Below are 22,987 nucleotides of genomic sequence, written 5' to 3'. Positions count from 1 at the left end.
GGATTACTGCTGCGATTGTAGCAGGTGTAACTATAGTAAGCGTATGGGAAGGTTTATATTTACCGTTGTTATTTTGGGCTACGCATACCACTATCCTTGATTTTCCAATTAAACCTTGGTTGTATTTATTTTACTCTATCCCTGAGTTGGTGCTGATGGTAAGTTTATATATCTTGGTTAAAAAATATAGGTTGCTTTTTATAAGGGAAAATATAGGGAGTTTTTAATATGAGTAAAGCTAATCCCTGGTTTACAATCTTAACATTGTTCCTGCAAACACTATATCTTGGTATCGTAAACACTTATCTTTATACCAATCATAACGTTAACCAGTTCAAAACCTTTCTTATTTGCAGCAATTTTATCATCTGCGGGTTAAGCTTAATGGTTATCATATCTATTAAACAAGTTTTTAAAAATTACCGTACTCAGATGGAAGTTGATTTGCTTAAAGGACACGTAAGTGAGATTAATAACCTGGTTTCGGTGCTTAATAAGGAAAGATTTGAATATACCCAATCAATCAAAATTATCCATACCTTGCTATATTTAAACAATCCAGACAAGGCCCGCACTTATGCAGACAGAATAGTAGACCGCTTTTCTCACGTGCAAGATACCGCTGTCGTTCACGGCCTGGCTCTGGAATCTTTATTAACCAGCCGTAAAAAGTTAGCTGAATCGCGGGAAATAGACTTTCAATTTAATATTGCTTGTAATTTAAATTACACAAGATTTAGAACGGGAGATATCTGCAGTATTATTAGCAACCTTTTGGATAATGCCCTTGAATCGGCACTAATTGGATCCCATCCCCGAAAGGTTAGCCTGGAAATAAAAATTGAAGCTGGTTGGCTTTTGATATACGTGCAAAATTCCGGCGATATTATTAAAGCAAAATACAAGGCTTGCCTGTTTGAACCTGGTTTCACTACCAAACGTTCACCTGGTCGCGGTTATGGTCTCTACGCCGTTCGTCAGATAGTTGATAGTTATGGGGGCGCTATAGATGTGAAGAGTGACAAGATAACCACATTCATAATCTACCTGCCAGTTGAGGAGGTAATTAAACATGGTAAAAGCTCTATCGGTTAGGCTGGGGCATAAACTTGGCCAAAGCCTGCAGGCCAACAATGACGAAATCGAAGTTTACAGCTATGCCTTTGAACTCCTGCTTTGTGGACTGATTGAAATACTGTTCCTTTTTTTCTTTGCTTTACTCTTCGGTATTTTTACTAATACCTTGTTGGTTTTTCTAGCCTTTGCAGGTTTTCGTATTCCTGGTGGAGGAGCTCATATGCAAACATATATGCACTGCGTGATTAAGGGTTTGGTGCTTCAATTGACCTTTGCCTACCTATCTACGTTTTATATGCCTATTGAGGTTATAATCGCGCTCTTCGGTCTGATGATACTCCTTGCCCTAACCACTATTATCTTCTGGGTTCCGGCGGGAACGGAAAAAAACCTATTGATAAACCCGCTGATCGCCGTAAACAAAAAATGGAGACCTTTATATTTCTATCAATCTGGTTGACCGTTACAGTCTTCTTGTTATTTTGGGGATACCACCAATATGCCCTTGCTTTCATCTTTGGCGCTTTTATAGCCTTGTTCAATATTACTCCCGCTGGCTACTTGGCTGCAGCCAGGTTGGATAAAATATTATATATCCTGGAAGGGAGGTGAAGCTAATGTTAAACAAGTTGCGTCTATTATGCCTGTCTAATCTTGCTTTAATCTTAATCTCTGCTGCTCATTTCGGAATAGGAACAAGATGTGTAGTATTTTTATACGAACCCGATATCCCCGCAAGTTTAAGAAGCTAAGGATTGATAATTAAATGATTTTGTCAGAGTTCCTCAACACTATTTATTCTTTCTCGTTAGACCTGGTTCGGATACGGATAGATTTCACCCCAATCCTTCCATAAAAGTTCCGGACCTGGTCATATTTTTGTAATGCTATTTAGTTATCCCGAAAAAAAATTTAGACCTGCGATAATAATGAATGGGAAGCAAAACTAGGTGGTTAACCGCTTGATTGCCTTTATATTTGCTTCAGCCGCCTGGCGGCCCAGTTCTATTATTTCTTTCGTTTTGGCAAAATCCCTGGGGGCGTAACGGCTTACATCCGGTTGTATTAAAATATCGCCCTTATCGTTGGTCAGGTCGAACTGCTGTTTTATCATGATATCAAGAGCCGCCATGATTACATCCATGGTGTTATTAATTGATACAGTCTTTCCTTCTCCGCAGCTTACATCTACCGCAATTACCACATCAGCCCCCATGGCCCGCGCGGTCTGAACCGGCAAACGTTCTGTCACCGCTCCGTCCACCAGCACCATCTCCCCCTGACGAACCGGACGAAATACCCCGGGTACAGAAATACTGGCCCGGATCGCTTCGGCTATAGAACCTTCTTTAAGTGTCACCCGCTGTCCGCTCATCAGATCAGAAGCTACAATCGCCAGGGAAGGATCGGCTTCTGAGAAGGTTTTCTTCTTGGTAAGCAGTTCCAACAGGCCTTTAATCCTTTTGCCCGCTACAAATCCAAACCTAGGCACCTGAATATCCATAAAGACACGGCTGTCCAAGGCAGCCGCCATTTTTCCCAGCATATATATGTCACTGCCGCAGGCGTAAATGCCTCCTACCATAGCGCCCATGCTGCTGCCGGCTATATAATCTATGGGAATATCATTTTCAATTAGTACCTGGATAACGCCTATATGAGCCAAACCGCGCGCACTGCCGGCCCCCAGCGCCAGTCCCACTTTATTCCTGTCACCCGGCATCTTAAGCGGCCTCCCTTCAGGGGTTAGATTCCTGCCGTCTATTTTTCTCCCTGTTTATCATATATATGATTTGAAACCTAACGGTTTAGCACTTAAATAACTTTATGAGGTTAGTTGGCAATGTATAAATACTCAAATAGCTTCTTTATAGTAATTATAATAATTCTAGCCGTATTTTTGGTAATAAATCCCCAGGCCAGTCTGGAAGCCGCCCGGATGGAATCTCACTCTGGTATACGGTATTGCTTCCATCTCTCCTGCCATTTTTTATTGTGGCCGAGCTTCTGGTTGCTTCTGGATTGGTTAAATTCATGGGGGCAGTACTGGAACCGGTGATGAGGCCTATTTTCAGACTGCCGGGCTGCAGCTCCCTGGTAATAGTAATGGGCTTCACTTCAGGTTTCCCGGTAGGGGCCATATTAAGCAGAAGGCTTTACGAAGATGGTCTGCTGACTGGAGAAGAAGCTGAGCGTCTGGTTTCTTTTACCAACAACTCCAGTCCCCTCTTTATTATCGGAGCCGTTGGGGCGGGTCTTTTCGGTTCTCCTTTATTGGGGTACATTCTGGCTGTGGCCCATTACCTTTCCAATTTGATAATTGGAATCTGCCTGCGCTTTCGCAGCCAGGAAAAAACCAAATCGGATTATAATAATATTTTGCTCCGGCAGGCCTGGCGTGAAATGCAAAATGCATCCGCAAACGCCGGTCCAGGGAAACTGCTGTCCGAAGCCATAAAAAACAGCCTGAATAACATTATAGCTATCGCAGGCTTTGTTATTATTTTTTCTGTTTTAACCCGGATGCTTTTATGGTGGGGAATTATGGACTGGATTGCAAGGGGTTTCATGTGCTTAATGCATATGGTTCATCTTCCTTATTCCCTTGCTATGGGTCTGGGCTTTGGCTGCTTTGAAATAAGCCTGGGAACCAGGGCGGTTTCCTGGCGCCGCAGGGAGATTTATTGTATAAAATGGCTGCTGCCAGTTCGGTACTGGCTTTCAGCGGATTGTCTATTATAGCGCAAATTACCGGAGTAATGGCAGGAACGCCTTTTCGCGCCCCATTTTATTTGTTAACACGTCTTTGGCAAATCCTATTATCCATATGTATAACCGTTATAACTTTTAAAATCCTCGCGGGGAAAGAAGCCTTCGCGGTGAGTGCATTGTCGATGCACCAGATACTCTATTCCTTTGATGCCTGGAGCATATCCCTGTCATGCCTGGCAACAGGAACTATATGCCTGGTTCTTCTAATGATATATAGCTGGCTGCGCTCAAGTACTTAATCCAACCAACGCATTTGATCAATAGGGTGTAACAACTGAATTGTCATTGCGACCGTTTACTTCTTATCATTATGAACGCAGCGAAGCAGCAAATCCTGCAGATTGCTTCGCTGCACTCAATAGAAAACGTGAGGATTTAATAATCCCCCTTATCCAAGGACTGGCGAATATCATCCTTTCCTTGGCTTATAGCCTCCAAACCCTTTTTCAATACAATTTCCATATGGGTGAGGATTCCATCGGCATATTCATTGGCGTCCCGCCTGATTTCCCTGGCTATTTCCTCGGCACGGGCCACGATCTCTTCTCCAACCTGCATGGCGTTCTTAGTAATTTCGTTGTCATCTACCAGGCGGGCGGCATGATCCCGAGAACGCTCCACAAAAGTCTCTGCTTCAGCGCAGGCCTCATTTACAATTTTATCCCGCTCCGCGATAATCAAGCGAGCGGTTTCCATTTCACCCGGCAGACGGGCCCTAAGCCGGTCAATCTCTTCCAGGAAACGATGACTGTCTATCATTACTTTGCCATTGGATAATGGAACCCTTTTGCTCTCCTTAACCATGTATTCGATTTCATCCAATATCCTGAAAACCTCCATCATATCGAACGAACCTCCTCGTTATAACCGTAATAATACAAGGTTGACTCTCCATAGCGGCTGGTTCGCATTAACTCCGCTCTTTGCAGTTTGGCAGGCAAGGCATAATTCTTCGGAGTTCTAATAATAAGCCTTCCATTTATATTTAATAGCTGTGTATTATCAACAGCCTCCAATACCGGTAAAATAATCTTGTCATTGGTAAAGGGCGGATCAATAAAAATAATATTAAAAACCGCCTGGTTTTTGTTTATAAATTCTATGGCACGAAACACATCATTGCGGTATATTTCATATTTGCCTAAAAAACCGCAGCTATTCAGGTTTTCCTTTATAACCTGGATGGCCTCTTTGCTGCTATCTACAAAAACAGCCTTTTGAGCTCCCCGGCTCAAGGCTTCAATACCCACACTCCCGCTGCCGGCAAAAAGGTCAAGTACGTGCGCTCCTCTGATGTGGTCTCCTATAACATTAAAGAGGGCTTCTTTAATCATATCGGTAATGGGCCTGGTGCTCATCCCCCGAGGCGCTTTTAATCGCTTTCCCCGCGCTGATCCAGAAATTACACGCACTGGTTTTTCTCCTTTTATAATTCGCCAGAAAATTCTACTGTACCTTTTTTTCGGCTAATTAATTTTATCACAAAAATTTTTTCATTATTTGTGTATATTATCCGCTTGTGGGGGAAAAGATATAAGTGCCAGAGAAAAATCTGGTAACAAACCCTCCCCAACAACTTTACAAAATTCTCCTCTCCCCAAAATGGCGACTTTAAAGAGTCGCCATTTTATTTTATCTTCCGGCATAATTCAAAGCCAGAATACGGATAATAAACTAAAAGGAGGTTATGGTTTGGAAGAGATAATTAAGGCATTTAGTGTCAATGTGGATATGGCCATCGAAGCCCGCGATCTGGTACGGGGCGCTGCGAATCAAGAAATACCCGGAGTCGAAGAACAGGTGGAAAAAATGGAACAGGTTAAAATAACCACTATCACCATTAAAGACGAAAGCGGCGCACAGAAGATGGGAAGGCCAATCGGTACTTATGTTACTATCGAGTCACCGCCTTTAAAAATCAATGATCCTTACGTTAAAGATGAAATCATTCAAGCCATGGAAAAAACCATGCCGCTCTTAATCGGCACTACTTTAGCTCCTGATGCTACCGTTCTATTGGTAGGATTGGGCAACTGGCGCGCCACCCCTGACGCTCTAGGGCCGAAGTTTATCGAATATAGTCCAATCACCCGTCATTATCACCATTATGCTCCTGAGGCCCTGGTAGAAGGGATGCGTCCTTGCTGCGGAATAGCTCCCGGTGTTCTGGGGATAACCGGCCTGGAAACATTTGAGGTTATAAAGGGAATAGTGGAAAAAGTTCAGCCCGCCCTGCTAATAGTCGTAGATTCCCTGGCTGCACAGAATGTAGAAAGAATAGGCACCAGCATTCAGATGTGCAATACCGGCATTCAACCCGGCGCAGGCATCGGCAACGAAAGGCAAACCCTTAATCAAGAAGGTCTGGGAATACCGGTTATCGCCATTGGCTGCCCCACTATCGTAAATGCTTCGGTTATAGCCGGGCAAGCTATCAAAAAATTCTGTGAAGATTCCGGAGCAATTTATAATGAGGTTACTTCTGTAAGCTCAATTAAGGATGTATTGTCCTTTTTTGGCGGCAGTCTGGCGGTTACGCCCAAAGAAGTAGATGATATAATTGAAAACACTTCCCGCATTATTGCCATGGGCGTAGCCAAATCGATTTTCCCCGGTATCGAACGGGAACAACTGGAACTATACGCTACCTAATTGTGATAATTTATAACATTTGAGATAATATTTATTAGTCCTTGGTTAGACAAAATTGCCAAGGACTTGATTTATCAAAATTAATTTTCTTTTAAAATAAGCATTAATTGATGCTAATAAGATATCTGTGTTAAATCGTTTCCCCAATATGAAAACAAGCGGATGAAAATATCCGCTTGTTCGTTAGTATAATTATTTCGATGGGGTTAATTATTTAACCTGTCCAGACTGATAGGCGCTGATCATTTTCTTAACCATTTGTCCACCGATGCTGCCAGCTTGCTGGGCGGTCAGGTCACCATTGTAACCCTGTTTCAGCATAACGCCTACTTCCTTGGCTGACTCCATCTTAAACTGGTCCATAGCAGCTTTGGCCTGAGGAACCAACAGTTTGTTTCTTGCCATTTTAAAATTCACCTCCTTTATTAAGGTAATCTTATTTTTTCCCCCGGCCAAACATCTATGCTAGAAGTATTTTCATTACTTTTTATTATTTTTCTCATTTGCTTCTTCATTGTTATTTGGCAATATAATTCCCATTTCCTGGGATATTTCAAATTTAAGGCGTTCGTTTTTTTCATGTCGATTAGTTTCATTATTCATAGTTGATACCTCCTTAAAAAACTTAAATACTGCCCGTCTTTACGAACAGTATTTAAAAATATTTTTTGCATATTCAGTTTTTTTACTCGATTATTTATTATCAAATTTTCAATTTTGCACTATGTGAGAACTCTTTTTGAATTTATATTCCGCATAAGATTGCCAGCGAAGAAGTTGTTCCGGCTCCATCATGTTTTCCACCAGGTCGCGGCTGCTCTCTACAATTTTTTGATCTTTTATAAGATCTGCCACTTTAAGTTGATGCAAACCATGCTGCTTTACTCCCCAGAAATCGCCGGGGCCTCTGATGCGCAGATCCTCCTGGGCCAGTTTAAAACCATCGCTTAACTTCTGCATGGCTTGCAGCCGGGCGGCTGCTTCTTCAGTACGCGGATCGCCTATCATTAAGCAGTACGACTGCTTATGACCTCTGCCCACACGTCCCCTTAACTGATGGAGCTGAGATAATCCAAAGCGCTCCGCATGTTCTATTATCATTATCGAAGCATTAGGCACATCCACCCCTACTTCAATAACCGTTGTTGTAACCAGCACCTGGATGGAGCCCTTTTTAAAACTACTAATCACCTGATCTTTCTCACTGCTTTTCATGCGGCCATGCAAAAGCCCCAGATTAATACCAGGCAGTATTTCATGTTTTAATTCATCGTAAAGGCTGACAGCGGCTTGCAGGTCCTGTTTCTCAGATTCTTCCACCAGGGGACATACTATATAGGCTTGAATGTTTTTAGCCGTTTCCTGGCGAACAAAGCGGTACGCTCTCATTCTGTCCGCGGCGGAAATATGCACCGTCTTAACCGGCCGCCTTCCGGGGGGAAGTTCGTCAATGATTGACAGACTAAGTTCCCCGTGAACGGTCAAGGCCAGGGTGCGTGGTATGGGTGTTGCGCTCATAACCAGCATGTCAGGTGAAAGACCTTTACTGTTAAACAAGGCTCTTTGTTTCACCCCGAAACGATGCTGCTCATCTATGACCGCCAGACCCAATCTTTCAAAAACAACCTGCTCTTGAATCAAGGCATGGGTCCCCACCAAGATATCAATATTACCAAGCCCCGCAGCTTCAACAATCATCTGTTTTTCACGAGTTGGAGTACCTCCGGTCAGGCTGGCAATTACCACATCCGTCCCTGCAAAAATCTGCTGCAGGCTGTTATAATGCTGTTCCGCCAAAATTTCCGTAGGCGCCATAATGGCAGATTGATATCCGCTGGCTGCGGCTTTGGCCATAGCTAAAGCTGCCACCACGGTTTTGCCCGAACCCACATCACCCTGCAACAGGCGGTTCATGGGCAGTGGTTTTTCCATATCCGCAAATATTTCCGTCACTGCTCGCTGTTGGGCCGGTGTTAATTTAAACGGCAGTTTGTTTCTAATATTTTCCACAAGTTGGTTCTTTTCTAAATGGGAAATGTATTGCCCGGCAGATAAATTCAAGGTTTTGTTTACATGCAAACCTATTTGAAAAACAGTTAGTTCCTCAAAAGCCAGCCTTTTGCGGGCTGCCAGATAGGAAGGCCCATCCTCCGGGAAGTGAATATTTCGTATAGCGTAATCAATATTGCAAAGTCCATACTTTTCCTTTGCCTGAGGTTCCATTATTTCAGGATAATAAGGCAGGTATTCATCCAAAACGTAATGCAGCAAGCGGCGCATGGTTTTCTGATTTAAGCCTTCGGTGAGACCGTATATCGGGAGTACGGTAAATTCCATATCCTCATGGTCCAAAATTTCAAATTCGCTGACATGAACTTCAAAAGCCCCCGGGCAACCCTTTGCCTTGCCGCTGATAAATATCTCCTGGTCATTTTTGATAAGCCCGGAAATATAAGGCTGGTTAAACCATACGGCGGTAATAAAACCGGAATCGTCTTCTATAACCGCTTTGAAGATAGCCATACCCCGGCGTGCCCGCCAGCTGTGTGTGGCTCTGACCATTCCGCGCAGATTAACATTATCTCCATCTTTTAAATTGGCTATTTGCTGAGATTTTCCCCGGTTAAAATATGCGCGCGGCACATACCATAATAGGTCCAGAATGTTTTCAATCCCCAGACGGCGCAAGAGAATATTTCGCTTGGGGCCGACCCCTTTTACATATTGAATGTCCGCAAATAACCTGTCCATATTTGCTCCCTGACCAATATCCATTTGGGGCATTTCAGTCACCCAAATGTCCAAAAATATTCAAGTAAGAAACGAATACTCAGCACAACAAAGCAGCACGGCAGTTTATAATCGCCGCTGCGGGCAAATATGGCCCTGCCTGTTCAAAAGTCTTTATAAAGCACACTTTCGTATAAAAAATAAAAAACGGCCCTGCGATTATGGTTAAAAACGCAGGACCATATACAGCATTTATTCAACTGACAGAAGATAGCTGTAATGAGGCTGACCCCCCTGGTGAATTTCGACTTCACAATCGGGATAAGCGGCGGATATTGCATCCTGCAGCTGTTTTGCTTCCTGTTCACTAATGTTATTGCCATAAAAATAGGTAATAAGCTGTGAGTCTTCATTAACCATCTTCTGCAATAATTTCTCCACCGCCTGACCAGGATTATCAGCTGTAAGCTCTATTTTATCTTCCAGAATACCGATAGTATCCCCTTCTTTTATAGTTAAACCATTGACCTGTGAATCGCGTACCGCATGGGTAACTTCCGCATACACAACATTCTTCAGGGCTGCGGTCATATCTTCTACCACGGAATCTATTTCTTCATCAGCATTATAGTCAATAAGTGCGCTGATAGTCTGCATAACTGATCGCGTAGGTATAACTCTAACTTTTTTATCACAGAGCTCAACCACCTGCTGAGCGGTCATAATTACATTACTGTTATTGGGAAGAATGATTACAGCCTCACCATTTACCCTCTGGCAGGCATTAAGCAGTTCTTCCGTGCTGGGATTCATACTCTGCCCGCCTTCAACCACCTCGTCCACACCCAGGCTCTTAAGAATCTCTCTGATTCCGTCACCGGCAGACACGGCTACAATACCCGTTTTCTTAGCAGGCTGTCGGCTGGTTTGTTCCTGTTCTTCCCAGTTATTGATGTGCTCATGCACCTCTTCCAACATGTTGTTAATCTTAATATCACTTAACTGGCCAAACTGCAGACACGTTTCCAACACCTTGCCAGGGTGGTTCGAATGGATATGAACCTTTATCAAATCGTCACCGCCTACCACCAACATGGAATCACCCAGAGGGCGCAGGTGATCTTTAACATCTTCTGCTTCCAATTCCTGACCTTTGATTAAGGTCTCGGTGCAATATTGGTAATCCAGTTTTACTTCTCGGGATTCAACCTGTTCAAACTGAGAGGGGGTAAGTTTTTCCCGGTATGTATCAAGTTGAATATCCTTTTCCTGTACCAGTCCTTCCAGAAAACCCTCCAGAAAATAAAGAAAACCCTGTCCGCCCGCATCTACTACCCCGGCTTCTTTCAAAATAGGCAGCATACTTGGCGTTTTGGCCAGAGTAGCCTGCCCGGTTTGCAGCCCTACCAGAAGCGTACTAATAATATCGCTGCCGTTTTTGGCCTCGGTTTCCAGACTGCGTGATGTTTCACGTACTACAGTGAGAATAGTGCCTTCTACCGGTTTCATAACCGCTTCATAGGCTGTATTGGCGCCGGCTTTGAATGCCAGGGCCAGATCTAAAGCGTCAGCCTGTTCCTTACCTTCGAGAACCCGCGCCATCCCCCGGAAAATTTGCGACAAAATAACCCCGGAGTTGCCCCGAGCGCCCATAAGCGAACCGCGCGACACAGAGCGGGCTACTTTGCCAATGGTCTGTTCTCGGTTCTTTTCGCCTTCTTTTACGGCTGACAATAAAGTTAAATACATGTTAGTTCCGGTATCCCCATCAGGCACCGGAAAAACATTTAACAGGTCTACAGAATCGCGGTTATGCTCCAGTTTAATACAACCCGCTTTCAGGCTGCGGACCAGATCATTACCGTCTATTGTAAACAAAGCCAAAATATATCCTCCTCTATTTATCTCTAAGTACCCTAACTCCTTTTACATTCACATTCACTTGTGTGACATCCAAACCGGCGCTGTTTTTCAAAACATAAACTACCTTTTGCATTACATTGAAGGCCACTTCCTTGATTTTCAGGCCGTAACCCACAATTATATGCACATCGACTATTAAACCTTTATCGGAGCTGCTTACTGAGACACCTTTACGAATCGATTCTATGCCCAATATACTGGATAGACCCGAAGTAATATCCTGTGCAACCATCCCCACCAGTCCATAACAGTCGATTGCGGCCAGACCGGCAATAGTTTCCACCACTTCTTTTTCTACTGTAATATCCCCCAGTTCTGTGGTCATAATGGTGTACATATCATTACCTCCCATCTTAAATAATCATAATTCTACAAGCTGGTTTTTATTCCTTCTTCTTGCCCTTTACCTTTCCTTTGGGTATAATGGTTAGGTGTATTGAACAGGAAGGGGGCAGAATCGTGGCCAAGTGTGAAGTTTGCGGCAAAGGTGTCAGCTTTGGCAAAAAATACAGTCACTCCCATATCAGAACCAACCGCCAGTGGAAAGCCAATGTGCAGCAGGTTAAGGCGATTGTGGAAGGTACGCCAAAGAAAATAAATGTATGCACCCGTTGCCTCAGATCAGGCAAAGTTCAAAGAGCTATTTAAGTACTTGAGCCTTAGACAAGTTCTAAGGCTTTTTACTTTTTCATAATCTTAATGTCATCCGGTGTATACTCGTAGAATTCATTGCAAAAATTACAGCATACCTCCAGTTTTCCCTCGGCGGCATAAATCTCATCTAATTCCTCATCGCTTAACTGGGCCAAAATAGCAGCCAATCTTTCCCGGCTGCAGTTGCATTTGAATTGCAGGTTCTGTTCACCCGTAATATAGTATTCCACACCCTTCATAACCTGAGGCGCAATATCTTCAATTCTTTTATGATTCTTTATAACTTCGCTTATAGCACCCATGTTCAGTACATTATTCTCCAATTTAGCCAACAAATCTTCCCTGGCCCCAGGCATAGCCTGAATGAGCAACCCCCCGGCAGCAAGAATCGTTAGATCAGTATCAACCAGCACCCCCAAAGAAACCAAGGACAAAACCTGTTCCGACATATAAAAATATTGACTTAAATCTTCAGCGATTTCGCCGCTTACCAGGGGAACCCGGCCTATAAAAGGCTGCTTCATGCCCATGTCTCTGATGACTTCTAAATAACCTTCTTTGCCGACCAGCTCACCTACGCAAGTTTGCCTGGATAACGGGAAGGCAAGTCTGCCTGGGGATTAGAAACTAAGCCGCGTACCTGACCATTTCCATTGGCAGTAGCGATTATAGGACCAGCCATCCCGTCTCCCACTATTCTTATGGTTACCAGTTCCTGATCCTCCTTGAGTTCACTGCCCAGAAATAGTGCTGCGGTAATAACCCTGCCCAGAGCGGCCGAAGCAGTTGCCGAGGTTTGATGGCGCCGACGCGCTTCCTCAACTACCTGTGTAGTGTCAGCTATTATTACTTTTACCTGTTTATCCAGGTCCATTAACCTGATCAACGAACTATTCTTTTGCATTTATCTATCCTCTGACCCTAACTGTCTTGTGCTGCCGGGGTACCTCATCAATAGCCCTGCAAGCCTATTTTAATGATTAATTATATGTAATTATACCCGAAAGCTTTAAATACCAAAATTATTGTTTTAAAATTTAAAAATATATTAGAAAACAAGCATCATTTATGGGGGGAGTAAAATACATGGCATTATACGAATTCGAATCTAAAAAGCTCGTATCGGCAAATCCTGTTTTGTTCACCCGCAAGCCGCTGTCATAGGAGATGTGGAACTGGGTGATAATTGTTATGTGGGAGCCGGGGCGATATTAAGAGGCGATTACGGCAAAATCGTTGTTGGTCCCGGTTCAAACATTCAGGAAAACGCTGTTATACATACAGAACCTGATACTATTGCCCTCCTGGAAGAAAACGTATTGATAGGCCACGCTGCCATAGTCCACGGGCCTTGTCTCATCCAGCATAATGTAACCGTAGGTATGGGTTCTATTATCTCTACAGGTTGCGAACTGGCCAGCGAATCATTGCTGGCTTCGGGAAGCGTTTTGCCCCCCAATAAATGTGTCCCTTCACGCAAGCTGGCCATGGGTAATCCCGCTGTGGTGGTGCGTGACCTGGATGACAACCATATCGCATATAACCAAATAGGGGTAAAGCTTTATCAAGATCTGGCCGTACGCTGCACCAAAGGATTGAAACTAATAACTGAATAAATAAACGATTCAACACAGTTTCACACAGATTTTGATAGTAACACAGAGAATTTTATCATGTGTAATAAACTACTTTACACCTAATTTACTATGTCTAAGTTTATCCCCCCTCCCCCCTGCTCCTTTCTCACCCTACATCCCACATCTGCTCAGGCCGCCGCCAAAACCGTCCTTATCTGCCTGTTAATGGTTTCAGGCCGTATCTTGTCCTATCTCTATGGAATCGATACCATCCGGGAAGACAGTATCTTAGAACCTGACTTGTCCCGCTTATAACGCTCTCATACGGTTTGAGCCCGAACGGTAATTCAGGCTATTATCAGAGTAAGTTGGGCGGACAACCCGATAAAAGTGCGAATTTAGTTATTGTGATTCAGAGAAAGGAGAACGAGAGCAGAACAGAAAGGCGGTCATATTTTGCGTAGAGGATTTGTAGTAATATTTTGTGCTCTTTTATTGTTTGCCGGATTGTCTGTTATAGACACCGAACCAGCCAATGCTGCCGAATCCAGTTTATATTGGGGTTCGCGGGGCGAAGCGGTTGTTCAGGTGCAGCAAGCCCTGAACGCGAGAGGATACTGGTGTGGCAATGCTGATGGAATATTCGGTGCCAAAACATATGCGGCCGTGATTAAATTTCAACGGGACGCTGGTATCAAAACCACTGGTACAGTGGGGCCATTAACCAGGCAGGCTTTAAATCTGTCAAATATGGTTAATAAAACCCCTTCGCGCGGAGGAAATACGTTAACCATGGTGGCTACTGGTTATTGCTCCTGTGCCAAATGTAATTATCCCTACGGAGGACATCCTTCCTACCTGGGATATCCATTGGAAAGAGGAATTATAGCCGTTGATCCAAAGGTCATCCCCATGGGAACAAAACTGTGGGTGGAAGGTTACGGTGAAGGAATTGCAGCCGACCAGGGTAACGCCATCAAGGGCAACCGGCTTGACCTTTGTTTTAGCAGCCATCAAGAGGCTCTGGATTGGGGAATTCGCACTGTACAGGTAACCATACTTTAAAATATAATAGGGGCTGCCTGCAGCCCCTATTAACTCTATTTATTGAAAAACTCCTGTCGTTTCTTTTGCAGACCTTGCAAGACTGCTGGCGGCGCAAGCCCGCTCACATCTCCGCCCAAAATGGCCGCTTCTTTAATAATGCTGGAACTAACAAAAGTATATTTGCTGTCTGACATTATAAAAATGGTATCTACCTCAGGAAGCATCTTTTTGTTTATCATAGCCACCTGCATTTCATATTCAAAATCACCTACGGTTCTGAGCCCGCGAATTATTGCACAGGCCTTTTTCTCCCTTATATAATCTACCAGTAAGCCGGTGAAGGATTCGATTTCGATATTATTGAGGTGCCGGGTGCTTTCACGTATAAATTCTTCCCTTTCCTCCAGAGTGAAAAGCGCATTTTTACTTACGTTGTGCACTACAGCCACAATAATCTTATCAAACATTTTACTAACCTTTTCTAATATATCAATATGCCCGTTGGTAACCGGATCAAAACTCCCGGCATAAACTGCCAAGCTCATTTGCAGCTCTCCTTTTGTAAACGCAACAATAATTTTGTGTTATTTCTACTTTCATTTTAGGTTTCCCTGCCTCTGCTCCTAAATTACATAAAAAAAGGAAGTATGCGTAAACACACTTCCTTAAAACGTTGATATTATATATTCTGTTGAGACGCAACCGCCTGTGTCCTAATTGCAATTACATTTCCACAATCAAAGCAGTGCCCATACCGCCGCCGATGCACAGGGTAGCCAGGCCGTATTTGGAACCTCTTCTCTTCATTTCATAAAGCAGCGTGCAGAGTATTCTTCCGCCGGAAGCTCCGATAGGATGCCCAATGGCAATGGCGCCCCCATTTACGTTAACCTTATCCATCTTATCTGCCCAACCCATATCGCGGGCAACAGCAATGGACTGAGCCGCAAAGGCTTCATTGGCTTCAATGAGATCCAGGTCGTCCACGGTTAAACCAGCTTTCTCCAAGGCCTTTTTGCTGGCGGGTACGGGACCAATACCCATGATCTTCGGGTCTACTCCTCCCGATGCGTAGCTGACTATTTTAGCCAGGGGTTTGATACCCAGTTCGTCAGCTTTTTCCTTTGACATTACCACAAAAGCAGCGGCGCCGTCATTAATACCAGAAGCATTGCCCGCGGTTACACTGCCATCTTTCTTGAATGCAGGCTTTAAAGCAGCCAGTTTTTCGGCAGTGGTGGCTTTCGGGAATTCATCGGTATCAAATACTATATCACCCTTCTTACTGGGAATAACCACCGGAACAATTTCTTCTTTAAATTTTCCTTCAGCTATAGCGGCCAGGGCTCTTTCCTGACTTCTCAGGCCAAAGGCATCCTGTTCTTCTCTGGTAATCCCCCATTGTTCATTGATATTTTCCGCGGTAATACCCATATGATAGTTATTAAAAGCTTCCCAGAGTCCATCTTTAATCATAACATCGATTAAAGTGCCGGGGCCCATGCGGTAACCATAACGGGCTTTATCCAGCGCATACGGAGCCATGCTCATGCTTTCCATACCACCAGCCAGCATGATATCGGCATCTCCAGCTTTAATGACCTGAGCAGCCAGGCTGACTGCTTTTAAACCTGAACCACAAACCTTGTTAATAGTAAAGGCGGTTACTTCCTGAGGAATGCCAGCTTTAATCATAGCCTGTCGAGCACGTTCTGGCCTTGAGCCGCCTGAAGAACACACCCAAAAATAACTTCATCTAACTGGTCAGCATTGATTCCCGCCCGTTTTACGGCTTCGGCCATTACAATACTGCCGAGCTGAACTACCGGAGTATCCTTTAGAGTACCGCCAAAGCTCCCTACCGGGGTACGGCATGCGGATACGATAACAACTTCTCTCGACATTTGTCTATTACCCCCCTAAATATTATCTTAATTTATTGAATGGATTAACCTATCTTCAATATGCACCTCCTTAAGGTTAATTATGATGCTTATCCATTTTATGGTTTCATGTCTTTATTTTCTTTTTATTCGCTATTTGCTGGTTTTTCCTGCCTGCAAACGTTTTATAGACCGGAAAAAACCAGCAAGAACAAATCTGCTCGACGGGTGACAGCGTTATCGTATTAAAAATAAAAGCAGGGGATTAGCTGCTGCGCAGTTAATCCCCTGCTTAATAAAGTTCTAAATCACTATTCCATGGCTTTCCAGAGTACCTCAGCCACGTCAAATACTTTGGTCTGTTCTTCCGCTTCCGCGCCTTTGACGCCATCAGATATCATGGTCAGGCAGAAGGGGCAGTTGGTTACGATCATTTCAGGATTGGGTACCAGCAATTGATCGGTACGGGTATCATTGATACGTTTGTAACCTTCAACCGCATGTTCTTCCAACCACATACGACCGCCGCCGGCACCGCAGCAGAAGCCAAAGTTTTTGGATTTCTCGATTTCTATCACGTTGCATCCGGCCGTCTTTAAAACCGCTCTGGGTTCTTCATAAACATTATTATGACGTCCCAGGAAGCAGGAATCATGATAAGTGACCTTGGCATTCAAGGGTTTGGCCCCCTTCAGTTTGCCTTCAGCCACCAGTTTGGCCAGGATTTCAGTGTAGTGATAGACTTCATACTTACCGCCCATTTGCGGGTATTCATTCTTCAGAGCAGTATAACCATGCGGGCAAACTACGATGATTTTCTTTACTCCGTAGTTGTTAAAGGATTCCAGGTTCTGGTTCACCAGAGTCTGATAGAGGTATTCATTGCCCAATCTGCGGGCAGAGTCACCGCAGCAGAACTCTTCTGTTCCCAGATAACCGAAGCTTACTCCCGCTTTGTTGAGCAGTCTTACCAGGGCTTCGCCGACCTTCTTATACCTGTCATCGAAGGAAACCGCACAGCCTGCATAGAGCAGGTATTCAAACGGTTTGCCATCTTCAGGCAGCAGGTTGACCAGATCGCGTACGCCTCTTTCTTCCAGCCACCCGGCGCGGTTGGCCCAGCCAACACCCCACGGGTTGTAGTTGCGCTCCATGTTGGTGAAAGCCATCTGAGCTTCACCAGGCATGTCACCCTGCCACATAACCAGGTTGCGGCGCATTTCAACGATCTTCGGAATATGCTCGATGAACATCGGGCAGTGTTCCATACAGGCGCGGCAGTTGGTGCAATCCCAGATAACATCGGTTGTCACCACGTCATAAAGCAGACTCTGCTCCATAGGATTAACATCAGCGGCTGCTTCTTCGGTCATAGCTACTTCAGCAGCTTCATCAGCCGCTCCGCTGGCCTTGGCTTCAATCAGGTAAGGAGCTTTGGCGTCCAGGTGCTTTTTCATAGCCTGGATAAGGGTTAATTTTGGATTCAAGTGCTTGCCGGTGTTGTAAGCCGGGCACTGTTCCTGACAGCGTCCGCAGCGGATACAAGCATCGAGATCCATTAAATCCTTCCAGCCAAAGTCTTCGATGTTCTCTACGCCAAAAGTGGTAGCTTCCTCAATATTCTCTACCATGCGGCATGCGGAAGGTTCCAGATCACGGAAAGCATAGTTCAGCATGCTGGCAAATATATGCCACAGCTTGGTAAAGGGAACCAAAGCGATGAAGAGGAACGCTATCGCCATGTGGAACCACCACAGAATGCGGTGCCACATAAGGGCTGATTCCAGACTTATACCCCCAAACATAGCCGCGAAAAGCCAGCCGAAGGGTGAAGCAGTCTGTTCATAAGCAATCTGGGAAAGGGTAGTGGAAAGTTTGATTTGAGCCGCAATTCTCAGACCTTCAATGAAGAAACCAGTCAGCAGGATAGCGAAAATAAGAAGTATCATCCAACCATCGGCGCTATTGGTGTCATTCAGGCGTTCAGGCTTCTGGACGTATCTGATGAAAGCCAGAACAACGATGCCTATCATAGCGAGGAAACCAAAAACGTCTACTATCCAGGACATTCCGATATACATTCCGCCTGCCAGATGAGGCCATCCGATCATATTATGCATGGCATCGATTCCAGCGGCCATAAAGAGAAGCAAGAAGCCCCAGAACAGGAAGAAATGCATCCATCCTGCCAGAGGTTTTCTGATTACCCGAGCTTGAGCAAAGGAAAAAACAAACCATGACCAAATACGAGCGCCCACTTTGTCATTGCGGTGCAGCTCGCCTTTGGCTAACAACCATACCTGAACCCGTTTAAAGAAACCATACAGGAATACGCATACGGGAATCAACATGATTACATAAATAAGCCATTCAAAGGGAACATTGGCTCCAACTACGCGCATTGGAACCTCATAACCGCCTTCTAGTGGTTCAAATCCAAACATCATTTACAAAATTCCCTCCTTATACAAACGACGAGGTGTATTACTGGATATACCTGACGTATATCCAGCAAACACCAGCCTCTCCGAGAGAAAACTATTTCTTCAGTTCACCGCAAAGAACCGGGATTACTTTAAAGAGATCGGCAACTACGCCAAAATCAGATACGTTGAATATGGGAGCTTCAGGGTCGGTATTAATCGCTGCGATGAATTTGGAGGAGGACATGCCAGCCAGATGCTGGATGGCTCCAGATATTCCGCAAGCAACATAAAGATTCGGGTTAACAACTTTACCGGTCTGGCCTACCTGCAGTTCATGGCCCAGCCAGCCAGAGTCGATAGCGGCACGGGAACCGCCAACACCTGCACCCAGCATGTCAGCCAGCTGCTCAACCAGTTTGATGCCTTCGGGGCCTTTGCAGCCGCGGCCGCCGGAAACAACTACAGCAGCTTCTGTCAGTTCGGGACGAGCAGATATAGTGGGTTTGAATTCCTTAACAGTCTGGTATACATCACCTGCACCAGCGGCAACAGCTGCGTCAACAACTGCGCCAGCGCCGCCAGCTTCAGCAACTTCGAATACACCAGGACGAATAGTAGCCAGAATCGGGCTGGTGGTGATTTCCACCTTGGCCAGGGCTTTACCGGCATAGATAGCTCTGGTGAATACGCCTTTGCCAGCGCTGATTTCAGCACCGATAGCATCAGTTGCCAGACCGGCTTCCAGTTTCTGAGCCAGGCGGGATGCAAAGTCACGGCCGTTAAAGCTGTGAGCAAACAGTATCGCATTGGGTTTCATTTCGTTGATCATAGCCACCATCTGTGCTACATAAGCACCGGTGTTGTAATCAGCAAAAACGTCTGCTTCTGCTACCAGGACCTTGTCAGCACCGTATTTGCCAAATTCGCCGGCGATGCCTTTTACACCTTTGCCAAACAGAACAGCAACTACTTCATCCCCGAATTTCTTGGCCTGGGAAAGCATTTCAAAAGTAACTTTACGGATATTACCGTCTCTTTGTTCTACAAATACCCATGTTCCTGCCATCAATTACCCTCCTTTATTTCAGCAAATCAAATTTGCAATTATTTCACGTCTACCTTAACGGTATTCTTCATCCAGTCAGCCAGTTTAGCTGCTGCTACATCGGGCTCGTCTTCAATCTTAACACCGGCCTGTTTGGCAGCGGGCAGAGAGAATTCGACAATCTTGGTCTTGTTGTCAGCAGCTTTGCCAGCTACAGTGGCAACCGGTTTCTTTTTAGCTGCCATGATACCCTTCATGGAAGGATACCGGGGTTCATTCCAGCTAACCTGACTGGAAATAACCGCAGGAATGGCAACCTCAGTAACCTGAGTTCCGCCATCAGCTTCGCTGCTGGCTACAGCCTTGCCGCCAGCAATCTCCAGGCTGGTAATAACATTGATATGTGGTAAGCCGAGTATTTCAGCTATACGGGTCGGAACCTGTGAAGAACCGTCATCGGCAGCAACATGGCCAGCCAGGACAATGTCCGGGTTCTCAGCTTTGATAGCTTCGGCGAGGGCAACTGCTCTGGCATATTCATCAGCAGCAGCATCGATAGTAACAAGTATGCCCCGGTCTGCGCCCATGGCCAGAGCGGTACGGATAGCATCCATAGCTTTGTCGGAGCCGGCGGAAACAACCACGATTTCTGTGGCTACTCCCTTTTCCTTCAGCTGAATAGCACCTTCTACTGCTACCTCGTCATAGGGATTAATGATCAGATTGATACCCGCATCTGCGATTTTGCCATCCTTTATTTCGATCTTGGCCTCTGTGTCAAATGTCTGCTTAACACATACTACAACCTTCAAGGTCATTCCTCCTTTTCATCTGATAATTGGTTTTTAGGGTTATTTTTCCTTATATGATCCTAATAACTCGACCGATCACCTCCAAAAGAATTTCTTGTATATCTTTGCCTTCGGCAATTTTACCGGCAAAAGTATTTGAACCTTCCCCCCTTTTTCACGATAAGAAAATACCACCATAATCATTTCGATACATATCTTATTTTTCCTGCTTTTTTCAAATTTATTGCTGACAAAGTTTTTGCCTGGCGACAATCCCTGACTTTATATTTTCTTGTAAAAGAACGTGGCGATGGACTGCAATCCCATATCCCTCGCCTGAAATATTTGTTCGGTGCTGCCTATAAAAAGCACTCCTTGAGGTCTTAAGGCTTCGGAAAATTTATGATATAGCTTTTGCTTGGTTTCCTCAGTAAAATAAATAACTACATTTCGACATAAAATTAAATCAAATCCCCGGCCAAACTGATCCTTTAATAAATCCTGCCGTTCAAATTTGATCATTTTTTTAATGTCATCATTAACCCGGAAGAAATCCCCTTCACGGGTAAAATACCTATTTCGGTATGTATCAGGTGCGGTTTGGGCGGCCTTATCAGAATAAATTCCCATACTCGCCTTTTCAAGTACATCCATATCTATATCTGTAGCTAAAATTTTCTCACTGATGTTAATATTTTTTCCCTTAAACATCATAGCCAGCGAATAGGGTTCTTCACCCGTCGAACAACCGGCACTCCAGACCTTCAACGAATTCTTGTCTTTTAATAATACGGGAACGATTTCCTTCTCCAGCACCTCCCAGTGGTTGGGGTTGCGGAAAAATTCGGATACATTAATGGTAATATGATCTAAAAATCTGCGATAGACAACCTTATCATTTAAAAGCAGATCAACAAAACTTTTGTAGTCCGGTACACCGACAGTACGCATGAAACTATTAATTCGCCGCTCCATCTGCGGTCTTTTATAGGCGGTTAAATCTATGCGGCTCATGCCTTCAAACCTTTTTACAAACCAATCCCAGTCAGCAGTGTACTCCACAGGCTTCCCCTCCTTTATAATATCCTGTCCAGCACCCTGCTTACTGCTTCTACTGTTTTATCTAAATCTTCCAGCTCGTGTGCGCAAGATACAAAAGACACCTCAAACTGGGCCGGAGGCAAATAAACCCCCTCTTTAAGGATTTCGCGGTAAAAACGCGCATATTCCCTGGTATTACAGCTCATAACCGCATCATAATCATTTACCTCTCTATCAGTAAAGAAAAGGCAGAACATAGAAGCAAAGCGGTTAATATTCACATTGTAATCATGGTCCTCAAAAACAGCCTTGAGACGATTGCACAATAAATAGCTCATAACTTCAAGGCGGTCATACCAATCATGGTCGCGAAGCTGCTTTAATGCAGCCACTCCTGCAGCCATGGCCAAAGGATTGCCGGATAAAGTTCCGGCCTGGTAAACATCACCTTCGGGAGCTATCCTGGTCATTATTTCTTTTTTGCCGCCATAGGCGCCGACCGGTAACCCTCCGCCGATTATTTTACCCAATGTGGTCAGGTCAGGTTTAACGTTGATAATATTCTGAAAACCGCCATACCCTACGCGGAACCCGCTGATTACTTCATCAAAGATAAGCAAACTGCCATAAAGCTCGGTTAATTTCCTCAGTGCCGGCAAGAAATCAGGGTCAGGAAGTACCAAGCCCATATTGCCAGCAACAGGTTCAACAATAACTGCGGCAATATCATGCCCATATTTTTTAAAAATATCTTCGACTGATTGCATATCGTTGTAACGAGCAATCAGGGTATTCTCAGCCAGTCCGGAGGGTATCCCGGGGCTGCTTGGCACTCCAGCCGTTAAAAGACCTGAGCCGGCTTTAATTAAAAAACTATCGGCATGGCCATGATAACAACCTTCAAATTTCACCACCTTGTCCCGACCGGTCACAGCCCGCGCCAACCTCAGCGCGCTCATGGCAGCTTCCGTGCCGGAATTGACCATGCGCACCATTTCCACTGAAGGAATAGCTTCACAGATCATCTGCGCCAGTTCAATTTCGGCTGCACAGGGCGCTCCATAACTGGTACCCCTCTCGGCAGCAGAGCAGACAGCTTCAACCACTGCAGGATGGCTGTGTCCAAGTATCAACGGACCCCAGGAAGCTACATAATCAATATATTCGTTGCCATCAACATCATATAACCTGGCGCCGCTGGCCCTATCAATAAAAATAGGGCTTGATTCCACAGATTTAAAGGCTCGTACCGGGCTGTTGACTCCCCCTGGTATTATCTGCTGAGCAATGCCGAATAATTCTTCTGATTTATTTGTATTCTTCATTATGAACCCCCGTTGATTATGCAATAGCTCTGAATAATTAACAA

The 22,987-nt window shown here is 44.7% G+C and carries 25 protein-coding genes and 2 pseudogenes; 10 read left to right on the top strand and 17 right to left on the bottom strand.

What is annotated here, in order from left to right:
* The 4 genes and pseudogenes from JCM14374_RS14085 to JCM14374_RS15800 all read left to right on the top strand — a co-directional run.
* Positions 1-227: hypothetical protein (locus tag JCM14374_RS14085; protein ID WP_054696738.1), on the top strand; the 227-nt coding region annotated here is incomplete at its 5' end.
* Position 228: 1 nt separating this feature from the next.
* Positions 229-1,095: a sensor histidine kinase gene (locus JCM14374_RS09965; RefSeq protein ID WP_054696735.1), complete on the top strand. Its 867-nt coding sequence runs from the start codon at positions 229-231 to the stop codon at positions 1,093-1,095.
* Positions 1,073-1,689 (top strand): annotated as a pseudogene (locus tag JCM14374_RS09960) (accessory gene regulator ArgB-like protein). Before JCM14374_RS09965 ends, JCM14374_RS09960 begins: the two are co-directional and overlap by 23 nt.
* A 5-nt stretch (positions 1,690-1,694) precedes the next feature.
* Positions 1,695-1,829 (top strand): cyclic lactone autoinducer peptide, encoded by a 135-nt coding sequence (locus tag JCM14374_RS15800; protein WP_083454024.1) that lies wholly within the window; start codon positions 1,695-1,697, stop codon positions 1,827-1,829.
* 194 nt (positions 1,830-2,023) lie between these two features.
* Here the strand turns inward: JCM14374_RS15800 and JCM14374_RS09955 are convergent, their stop codons facing one another.
* A complete protein-coding gene (locus JCM14374_RS09955) occupies positions 2,024-2,800 on the bottom strand; it encodes a patatin-like phospholipase family protein (protein ID WP_054696729.1) in 777 nt (258 codons plus the stop codon).
* 242 nt (positions 2,801-3,042) lie between these two features.
* Between JCM14374_RS09955 and JCM14374_RS09950 the strand changes: the two genes are divergently transcribed.
* A complete protein-coding gene (locus tag JCM14374_RS09950; protein ID WP_054696726.1) occupies positions 3,043-3,819 on the top strand; it encodes a nucleoside recognition domain-containing protein in 777 nt (258 codons plus the stop codon).
* Entirely contained in the window at positions 3,771-4,088 is a 318-nt protein-coding gene (locus JCM14374_RS13595; RefSeq protein ID WP_157049073.1) for a hypothetical protein, read from the top strand. Before JCM14374_RS09950 ends, JCM14374_RS13595 begins: the two co-directional genes overlap by 49 nt.
* A 136-nt stretch (positions 4,089-4,224) precedes the next feature.
* Here the strand turns inward: JCM14374_RS13595 and JCM14374_RS09945 are convergent, their stop codons facing one another.
* Both JCM14374_RS09945 and rsmD read right to left on the bottom strand, forming a co-directional pair.
* Positions 4,225-4,692, bottom strand: a complete 468-nt coding sequence (locus JCM14374_RS09945) for a hypothetical protein (RefSeq protein ID WP_054696723.1) — start codon at positions 4,690-4,692, stop codon at positions 4,225-4,227.
* Positions 4,689-5,279, bottom strand: coding sequence for a 16S rRNA (guanine(966)-N(2))-methyltransferase RsmD (rsmD, locus tag JCM14374_RS09940; protein WP_278279267.1), 591 nt, complete (start codon positions 5,277-5,279; stop codon positions 4,689-4,691). The genes JCM14374_RS09945 and rsmD overlap by 4 nt, the downstream gene beginning before the upstream one ends.
* A 262-nt stretch (positions 5,280-5,541) precedes the next feature.
* On the opposite strand from rsmD, the gene gpr reads away from it, so the two are divergent.
* Complete coding sequence (gene gpr, locus JCM14374_RS09935) at positions 5,542-6,501, top strand: GPR endopeptidase (protein ID WP_242848951.1); 960 nt, start codon at positions 5,542-5,544, stop codon at positions 6,499-6,501.
* 210 nt (positions 6,502-6,711) lie between these two features.
* Here gpr and JCM14374_RS09930 read toward each other — a convergent pair whose 3' ends face one another.
* From JCM14374_RS09930 to JCM14374_RS09915, 5 genes are all read right to left on the bottom strand, one after another.
* The gene (locus JCM14374_RS09930) at positions 6,712-6,906 is read right to left on the bottom strand and encodes an alpha/beta-type small acid-soluble spore protein (protein ID WP_054696717.1); all 195 of its coding nucleotides are present in this window, start codon (positions 6,904-6,906) and stop codon (positions 6,712-6,714) included.
* 75 nt (positions 6,907-6,981) lie between these two features.
* Positions 6,982-7,104, bottom strand: a complete 123-nt coding sequence (locus tag JCM14374_RS15345; RefSeq protein ID WP_278279264.1) for a hypothetical protein — start codon at positions 7,102-7,104, stop codon at positions 6,982-6,984.
* A 108-nt stretch (positions 7,105-7,212) separates the two neighbouring features.
* Positions 7,213-9,285: an ATP-dependent DNA helicase RecG gene (gene recG, locus JCM14374_RS09925; RefSeq protein ID WP_083454021.1), complete on the bottom strand. Its 2,073-nt coding sequence runs from the start codon at positions 9,283-9,285 to the stop codon at positions 7,213-7,215.
* A 198-nt stretch (positions 9,286-9,483) separates the two neighbouring features.
* Positions 9,484-11,115: a DAK2 domain-containing protein gene (locus JCM14374_RS09920; protein WP_054696714.1), complete on the bottom strand. Its 1,632-nt coding sequence runs from the start codon at positions 11,113-11,115 to the stop codon at positions 9,484-9,486.
* A 13-nt stretch (positions 11,116-11,128) separates the two neighbouring features.
* On the bottom strand, positions 11,129-11,491 hold the full coding sequence (locus JCM14374_RS09915) for an Asp23/Gls24 family envelope stress response protein (protein ID WP_054696712.1): 363 nt from the start codon (positions 11,489-11,491) through the stop codon (positions 11,129-11,131).
* A gap of 122 nt (positions 11,492-11,613) precedes the next feature.
* Here JCM14374_RS09915 and rpmB point away from each other — a divergent pair, with 122 nt between their 5' ends.
* Complete coding sequence (rpmB, locus tag JCM14374_RS09910; protein ID WP_054696710.1) at positions 11,614-11,802, top strand: 50S ribosomal protein L28; 189 nt, start codon at positions 11,614-11,616, stop codon at positions 11,800-11,802.
* 32 nt (positions 11,803-11,834) lie between these two features.
* Here rpmB and JCM14374_RS15340 read toward each other — a convergent pair whose 3' ends face one another.
* Positions 11,835-12,338 (bottom strand): Hsp33 family molecular chaperone HslO, encoded by a 504-nt coding sequence (locus tag JCM14374_RS15340; RefSeq protein WP_083454020.1) that lies wholly within the window; start codon positions 12,336-12,338, stop codon positions 11,835-11,837.
* Between the two features lie 44 nt (positions 12,339-12,382).
* Positions 12,383-12,712, bottom strand: a complete 330-nt coding sequence (locus tag JCM14374_RS15335) for an Hsp33 family molecular chaperone HslO (RefSeq protein WP_083454019.1) — start codon at positions 12,710-12,712, stop codon at positions 12,383-12,385.
* Between the two features lie 217 nt (positions 12,713-12,929).
* On the opposite strand from JCM14374_RS15335, the gene JCM14374_RS09900 reads away from it, so the two are divergent.
* Both JCM14374_RS09900 and JCM14374_RS15330 read left to right on the top strand, forming a co-directional pair.
* Positions 12,930-13,424, top strand: a complete 495-nt coding sequence (locus JCM14374_RS09900) for a gamma carbonic anhydrase family protein (protein ID WP_083454018.1) — start codon at positions 12,930-12,932, stop codon at positions 13,422-13,424.
* Positions 13,425-13,841: 417 nt separating this feature from the next.
* Positions 13,842-14,450, top strand: a complete 609-nt coding sequence (locus tag JCM14374_RS15330; RefSeq protein WP_054696706.1) for a 3D domain-containing protein — start codon at positions 13,842-13,844, stop codon at positions 14,448-14,450.
* A gap of 35 nt (positions 14,451-14,485) precedes the next feature.
* Here the strand turns inward: JCM14374_RS15330 and coaD are convergent, their stop codons facing one another.
* From coaD to hemL, 7 genes and pseudogenes are all read right to left on the bottom strand, one after another.
* The gene (gene coaD, locus JCM14374_RS09890) at positions 14,486-14,977 is read right to left on the bottom strand and encodes a pantetheine-phosphate adenylyltransferase (protein WP_054696703.1); all 492 of its coding nucleotides are present in this window, start codon (positions 14,975-14,977) and stop codon (positions 14,486-14,488) included.
* 178 nt (positions 14,978-15,155) lie between these two features.
* Positions 15,156-16,336: pseudogene (locus JCM14374_RS09885) on the bottom strand (acetyl-CoA C-acetyltransferase).
* A gap of 290 nt (positions 16,337-16,626) precedes the next feature.
* A complete protein-coding gene (locus tag JCM14374_RS09880) occupies positions 16,627-18,762 on the bottom strand; it encodes a heterodisulfide reductase-related iron-sulfur binding cluster (RefSeq protein ID WP_054696700.1) in 2,136 nt (711 codons plus the stop codon).
* 91 nt (positions 18,763-18,853) lie between these two features.
* Positions 18,854-19,807 carry an electron transfer flavoprotein subunit alpha/FixB family protein gene (locus tag JCM14374_RS09875; protein WP_054696698.1) on the bottom strand — a complete coding sequence of 318 codons (954 nt, stop codon included), beginning with the start codon at positions 19,805-19,807 and terminating at the stop codon, positions 18,854-18,856.
* A 38-nt stretch (positions 19,808-19,845) separates the two neighbouring features.
* Positions 19,846-20,604: an electron transfer flavoprotein subunit beta/FixA family protein gene (locus JCM14374_RS09870; RefSeq protein ID WP_083454017.1), complete on the bottom strand. Its 759-nt coding sequence runs from the start codon at positions 20,602-20,604 to the stop codon at positions 19,846-19,848.
* A gap of 255 nt (positions 20,605-20,859) precedes the next feature.
* Positions 20,860-21,639 carry a CheR family methyltransferase gene (locus tag JCM14374_RS09865; RefSeq protein WP_083454016.1) on the bottom strand — a complete coding sequence of 260 codons (780 nt, stop codon included), beginning with the start codon at positions 21,637-21,639 and terminating at the stop codon, positions 20,860-20,862.
* A gap of 14 nt (positions 21,640-21,653) precedes the next feature.
* Positions 21,654-22,943, bottom strand: a complete 1,290-nt coding sequence (gene hemL, locus JCM14374_RS09860; protein ID WP_054696694.1) for a glutamate-1-semialdehyde 2,1-aminomutase — start codon at positions 22,941-22,943, stop codon at positions 21,654-21,656.
* Between the last annotated feature and the right edge of the window lie 44 nt (positions 22,944-22,987).

The organism is Syntrophomonas palmitatica JCM 14374, from assembly GCF_001311885.1.
GTDB classification, from domain to species: Bacteria; Bacillota; Syntrophomonadia; order Syntrophomonadales; family Syntrophomonadaceae; genus Syntrophomonas_A; species Syntrophomonas_A palmitatica.
Note: the sequence above shows the minus strand (reverse complement) of the source record. Positions and strands in the feature narration are given on the sequence as shown.

Bases quoted from the DNA above. Each gene is read 5' to 3' on its own strand.
- JCM14374_RS15340 (WP_083454020.1), bottom strand. From the start codon at position 12,338: ATGGGCATGAAGCAGCCTTTTATAGGCCGGGTTCCCCTGGTAAGCGGC.
- JCM14374_RS09945 (WP_054696723.1), bottom strand. From the start codon at position 4,692: ATGATGGAGGTTTTCAGGATATTGGATGAAATCGAATACATGGTTAAG.
- JCM14374_RS09930 (WP_054696717.1), bottom strand. From the start codon at position 6,906: ATGGCAAGAAACAAACTGTTGGTTCCTCAGGCCAAAGCTGCTATGGAC.
- JCM14374_RS15345 (WP_278279264.1), bottom strand. From the start codon at position 7,104: ATGAATAATGAAACTAATCGACATGAAAAAAACGAACGCCTTAAATTT.
- JCM14374_RS09875 (WP_054696698.1), bottom strand. From the start codon at position 19,807: ATGGCAGGAACATGGGTATTTGTAGAACAAAGAGACGGTAATATCCGT.
- JCM14374_RS15800 (WP_083454024.1), top strand. From the start codon at position 1,695: ATGTTAAACAAGTTGCGTCTATTATGCCTGTCTAATCTTGCTTTAATC.
- JCM14374_RS09965 (WP_054696735.1), top strand. From the start codon at position 229: ATGAGTAAAGCTAATCCCTGGTTTACAATCTTAACATTGTTCCTGCAA.
- JCM14374_RS09880 (WP_054696700.1), bottom strand. From the start codon at position 18,762: ATGATGTTTGGATTTGAACCACTAGAAGGCGGTTATGAGGTTCCAATG.
- JCM14374_RS13595 (WP_157049073.1), top strand. From the start codon at position 3,771: ATGGCTGCTGCCAGTTCGGTACTGGCTTTCAGCGGATTGTCTATTATA.
- JCM14374_RS09915 (WP_054696712.1), bottom strand. From the start codon at position 11,491: ATGTACACCATTATGACCACAGAACTGGGGGATATTACAGTAGAAAAA.
- hemL (WP_054696694.1), bottom strand. From the start codon at position 22,943: ATGAAGAATACAAATAAATCAGAAGAATTATTCGGCATTGCTCAGCAG.
- recG (WP_083454021.1), bottom strand. From the start codon at position 9,285: ATGCCCCAAATGGATATTGGTCAGGGAGCAAATATGGACAGGTTATTT.
- JCM14374_RS09870 (WP_083454017.1), bottom strand. From the start codon at position 20,604: ATGACCTTGAAGGTTGTAGTATGTGTTAAGCAGACATTTGACACAGAG.
- coaD (WP_054696703.1), bottom strand. From the start codon at position 14,977: ATGAGCTTGGCAGTTTATGCCGGGAGTTTTGATCCGGTTACCAACGGG.
- JCM14374_RS09955 (WP_054696729.1), bottom strand. From the start codon at position 2,800: ATGCCGGGTGACAGGAATAAAGTGGGACTGGCGCTGGGGGCCGGCAGT.
- JCM14374_RS15335 (WP_083454019.1), bottom strand. From the start codon at position 12,712: ATGCAAAAGAATAGTTCGTTGATCAGGTTAATGGACCTGGATAAACAG.